The organism is Nocardia sp. CA-129566, from assembly GCF_050956075.1.
Classification (GTDB): domain Bacteria; phylum Actinomycetota; class Actinomycetes; order Mycobacteriales; family Mycobacteriaceae; genus Nocardia.
Genome location: NZ_CP192085.1, coordinates 1,126,847 through 1,131,824, shown reverse-complemented (window position 1 = coordinate 1,131,824; position 4,978 = coordinate 1,126,847). Strand labels below are relative to the sequence as shown.

Annotated in this window: 3 protein-coding genes; all 3 read right to left on the bottom strand. The window is 65.7% G+C overall.

What is annotated here, in order from left to right; translation table 11 throughout:
* Window positions 1-485: 485 nt before the first annotated feature.
* Window positions 486-1,862, bottom strand: coding sequence for a GAF domain-containing protein (locus tag ACQP0C_RS05390; protein ID WP_433731098.1), 1,377 nt, complete (start codon window positions 1,860-1,862; stop codon window positions 486-488).
* Window positions 1,863-1,990: 128 nt separating this feature from the next.
* Window positions 1,991-3,433 carry a mycofactocin dehydrogenase MftG gene (gene mftG, locus ACQP0C_RS05385; RefSeq protein WP_433731096.1) on the bottom strand — a complete coding sequence of 481 codons (1,443 nt, stop codon included), beginning with the start codon at window positions 3,431-3,433 and terminating at the stop codon, window positions 1,991-1,993.
* A gap of 42 nt (window positions 3,434-3,475) precedes the next feature.
* A complete protein-coding gene (gene mftF / locus ACQP0C_RS05380; RefSeq protein ID WP_433731094.1) occupies window positions 3,476-4,876 on the bottom strand; it encodes a mycofactocin biosynthesis glycosyltransferase MftF in 1,401 nt (466 codons plus the stop codon).
* Window positions 4,877-4,978: the final 102 nt, after the last annotated feature.

The following is a 4,978-nucleotide window of genomic DNA, read 5'->3' as shown; positions in this document are numbered from 1 at the left end:
CAGAGCCTCCTCGTTCGGCGAAACAACAGCTGGCCGAACGCTTTTGGGCACGACGAATAAGCCCCTGCGGCAACGCTGTTCAGCGTTGGACACATGGCTGGGACGCCACCACAAGATGATTCGGCGAATGCGCGGGGCACGACGACGGCACCCACACGAGATCGGAACAGATTGCGTGAAACGAGATCGGTGACCGTCGGTCACCACCGCGGCGACCGACGGTCACCGCTTGCGCCTAGCTCTTGATCGCTCCTCCAACGTTGCTGCCGCGGTGCGGACGCCGCGGCGGTGTCAGCTTCATCACACGGATGTGATCCGTGCATTGCGAACATTAGGCGCTTCGTTAATAAAAAGGAACTTTTTGCACTAAAAAAAGTTGGTCGATCGTCCAGCGCCCTCAACTGGGCCGACACAACAGGGCAAAGCTGTGTCCGCGACCACATTTCGATCGCGTATGTGAGCCACGGCACTTTCGGATGTGCAGACTATGAGCCCGAACGTTGCATCCGCGTTGCATCGGCGCCCAAGCGCCGATCGAGCACTCGAATCTTGGCCTCGATCTGCGCATATAACGGCGAATCACGATCCACCGTCGCGCGATAGGCGGCCCAGGACGCGGCATCGTCACGCCCCTCGGCGCATGCGGTCCACCGGCGCAGCACCGCGGTATCGCCGGAACTGAGTACCGCGGTGCGCAGCCGAACCCGAAGTTCATCTCGAATATCAATAATTCCGGGCGCGGTCGAGCGCGGCAGCACCGGACCGGCGTACAGCCGTAATGCGGAATCGACATCACCGGAGTCGAGTGCGGCCCGCAGCGCTTCGATATCGGTTGCGACATGCACCCGCAACCGATATGGGCGCGAACCGAATACGTTCGGACCGACCACCGCACGCAGCCGCGACATCGCGGCGCGAATGGTGCCGTTGTCCAGATCCGTGTCATCGAGGAGCAGCGCGAGATGGTCGGCGCCGAGCCCCTCGGGATGCTCGGCGAGCAGCAGCAGGATCTCAGCGTGGCGCTGCGACAACGGAACTCGATCACCCGCGACGCTCAGCAGCGGCTGTCCGAGCCCCAGCACGTCCAGACCGAGCCGGGCCAAGGCGATTTCGCCCGTCGTACTGTCATAGGCAACGGCACGGCCCGCCGACCCGGGCTGCCCCGCCCGCATGGCATTCAGCAGCAGATCCATTTCGGCCGCAGTCGATGTCGCCTTCACCAGCGCCAGGATCTCCGGTTTGGCCACCCGCACGCCCCCGGCGATCATCAGCACCCCGACCAGCCTGCCGTCGGGATCGTGTACCGGCGCGGCGGCACCGGTGATCTGATGCATCCGGTGCAGAAAGTGTTCGGGCCCATGGATCCACGCGGCCCGGCCGGTACGCACCACCAGGCCGACGGCATTGGTTCCGATGCGGCGTTCGCTCAGATCGTCGCCAGCACGCAGGCCGATTTCGGCGGCCGCGTCGACCTGATCGGTATTGCCGTGCACCCACAGCACCCGGCCGAATTGATCGGCCACCGCGACGATCAAACCCGTTCTGGCCGTGTCCTGTACGAGCAATTTGTCGATCAGCGGCATCAATGCGGCAAACGGGTGCGCATCGCGATAGCGCTGCAGATCGGCACCGCGCAGGCCGCGCCCGTCCAGCACGTCCATGGGGTCGATGCCGCCGCGCACGCTGCGCAGCCAGGATTCGAGCACGACCGGACGCAGCAGACCGGCAAGCTGCGACAGCTGCTCGCCACCCGCGCTAAGGTATCCGTGTGCTTGTGCGGCATAGGCTTCCAGAGCGCCGAGTTGAGTGCCGGGTTCGACGCCGTGCCGTGGGGGCCGCCCACCTGCAAGATTGCTGACCATTTGCCTTTCTTTCCGCCCCAAACTTTACCGGCGCGCATTACCTGACAAGGGCGGTTGTCTTGGTTTGTCCGCCAGCTCACATCCCGTTCAGACCTCGTACAAATGTGACCTACCCGTCTTTCAGATCCTTAGGTGAGATATTCGCTGACGCGTTCGGCGATCATTACCGTTGTCGCCTTCGGACCGCGGCTCAGCGGCACCGGCACCACGGAAAGATCCACCACGGATAAGCCGGTCGTACCGTGCACTCGGCACCGCTCGTCGACCACTGCGCGTTCGTCGTCCGCACCGCCCATTCGGCAGGTTCCCGATAGATGTTGAGAGGTAGCCAGATTCGCGTGCAGCCACGCATCGGCGGGTTCCGGTATCGATTCCGGCGCGCGCAGGATCGGGATTCCGTGCAATACCTCGAGCGCGATGGTCACCGCTTCGCGCAATCGAATCCGATCGGTGGCCGCCGATAAGTAGCGGAAATCGATGAGCGGCGCGACGGTGGGATCAGCGGAACGCAGCCGGAGCACCCCTTCGGATCGCGGACGCATGAGCGCAACGCCTAAACGATGGATATACGGGGTAAACGATACGGCGTACGGACGGATTTCGACATCGTCGAGTTCCAGCACATATTCCAGCGGGATACCAGCGCCGCTCGCGAGCGCCGGAGCACTGCGATACTCGATGCCGATCTCGGGATGATCACTGAACCACGCGCCGACCGGCGCGGGATGCAGCACCGGAATATCCAGCGCCCGCAACTGCCGCGGATCGCCGATACCGGAGCGCAGCAACAGCGCGGCGGATTCGATGGCGCCCGCACACAGCACGATGCGATCGGCCGCGAGCGTGCCCGCCCTGCCCTCGTGCAGGTAGTCGACGCCGACGGCGCGGGTGCCGTGGAAACGGATGCGAGTCACCACCATCGCGCCGGTGACCGTGAGGTTCGGCCGGGCGAGCGCGGGCCCAAGATAGGCCGTCCCGGTGTCGACCCGCCTGCCGTGCTCGATATTGCACGGCACCGGTCCGCAGCCTTCGGCCGGAGCGGCTCCGGGCAGCGCGTTCAGGTCGGGAATCGAGGCAAGGCCGAGTGCCGCACAGGCCGAGGCGAATTCGCGACTCAGCGGTGTCGGGTCGGCGGTGCGGCGCACCGGTATCGGCCCGGTCGTGCCGTGCCCCGGCCGATCGCCGTAATCGTGATCGCGCTCGAGTCGGCGATAGGCGGGCAGCACCGCATCGAAGGACCAGCTCGCCGTGCCGTCCAGTTCCTTGCTCCACGCCGTGAAATCGGCCGCCGTCGCGCGCACGAAATAGCCGCCGTTGATCGCGCCCGATCCACCGATCACCCTGCCGCGCACGATATTTCCGACAACGCTGTCGGTGAGGTCAACGGGATAGCGCCACACCACGGTCGATTCGGGGCCGATCGGCATTCGGGTCGCGTCGAGCAGTTGCGCGGCATCGATCGACACCGGACCGGCCTCGACCAGCCGCACACTATGGTCCGGATCCTCGCTCAGCCTGGCCGCCAGGACGCAACCGGCCGTGCCACCACCGACGATCAGCGTATCGACCATCTACATCAGCTCATCGAGAGGTAAAGCCATCACACATTCGATTCAGCTCCGGGGCGTACTCGGCTTGAGCGACTCCAGGCTGCGGGCGCGGAATGCGCCCAGCCACAAGCCGGTTCCGTACGCGATATCGTCCATCCGCTTGTAGGCCACATAGCGGAACGGGTCGAGGCCGCCCGCGTCCCGGTGGGTGAACCAGTCGGCGAAGCCATCCGCGACCGCCATGGTGACCGCGATGCGCCGAACCCGCCGCGACAGCAGCATCGCCACCATGGTGATCGGCCAATAATGTCGGCACATGGCAGAGGCCAGCCGCCAGATACCCGCGAAGTAGCCGCGCGCCAGATAGATCGCCGCGATTCGCGTCGGGTTGTCCAGTCCGGTGAATACCCGGTGTAGTCGCGCCAGCGCGGTCACCATGGTGACCAATCCGCCGAGCAGTCCCCATTTCGTCAGCGTGGCGAACAGTAGGGTCGCCACCGCCGTCCAGAGCGGCATCGACAGCGGCGTCACCATGCCCGGATGCCGCTCGCCGAGCGGTGCGGCGCCGGTGCCGTAGAAGAGCTTGCGACCGAACCAGGCACGGAATGAAATTCGACTGTCGTGCGCCACGTGCGCCGCGGGCTCATAGCGCAGCCGCCAGCGCGCCTGCTCCAACCGCCAGCACAGATCGACGTCCTCGGCCACCTGCATCGACTCGTCGAATCCGCCCTCGGCCAGCAGCGCCCTGCGCCGCACCAGCAGCGCGGCGCTGGGCACATACGACACCAGCCCGCGCGACTGCACGGCCGATTCGCGCCGACCGAGATCGAGTGAGGAGCGAGTGTGTTCATAGCGCGCCAGCGCGTTCGACTCCGGATCGAGTGTGACGATCCGGGGCGCGACCAGCGCCACCTCCGGATCGCTGAAATGCCCCAGCATCACCTCGAGCCAGCCGCTGCGCGGGACCACGTCGGAGTCCAGAAACGCGACGAAGTCGGTTGTCGCGGCCCGCAATCCGGCATTGCGCGCGGCGGCCGGGCCCTGTCTGCGGTCGTGGCGCAGCACCGTCACCCGGCAGCGGGTGCCACGGTTGCGCGGGATCTGGACGGGCTGATCCGAACCGTCGTCGACGACGATCACATTGTGCCCGCGCAGGGCCGCGAGCAGTCGGGCCAGCCCGTCGGTGTTGTTGTGCAGGGGCACGATCACGGTGACGTCATCGAGCGAGGGCAGCAGCTGGGGACGTGGATTAGCGACACCGGAGTCGAGCAGCCGTCTGGCAACAACGGCGGACTTCGGGCCGGTGACCTCGAGGTACCCGTCGCCGATCATCTCGGCGGCCTCCGGGGCAAGTCGCAGCAACCGGGCGGGCGAACCCCCGATCAAGATGCGTCCCCCGGAGTATGCGCGTACCCGTGGATCGATCCGCACCCCGAATCCATCGGGCAGGCGATCATGGCGCATTCCTGGCATGCTAGGCGGAGATTCGCGCATTGGCATCATCAGTCCGGAAAAAAGGACCGAATTCCGTACGAATACGCCCGCGGGGCGGGCTATCTCCCGACA

Excerpts from the sequence above, each read along its gene's own strand:
- ACQP0C_RS05390 (WP_433731098.1), bottom strand. The coding sequence starts at position 1,862 with ATGGTCAGCAATCTTGCAGGTGGGCGGCCCCCACGGCACGGCGTCGAA.
- mftG (WP_433731096.1), bottom strand. The coding sequence starts at position 3,433 with ATGGTCGATACGCTGATCGTCGGTGGTGGCACGGCCGGTTGCGTCCTG.
- mftF (WP_433731094.1), bottom strand. The coding sequence starts at position 4,876 with ATGCGCCATGATCGCCTGCCCGATGGATTCGGGGTGCGGATCGATCCA.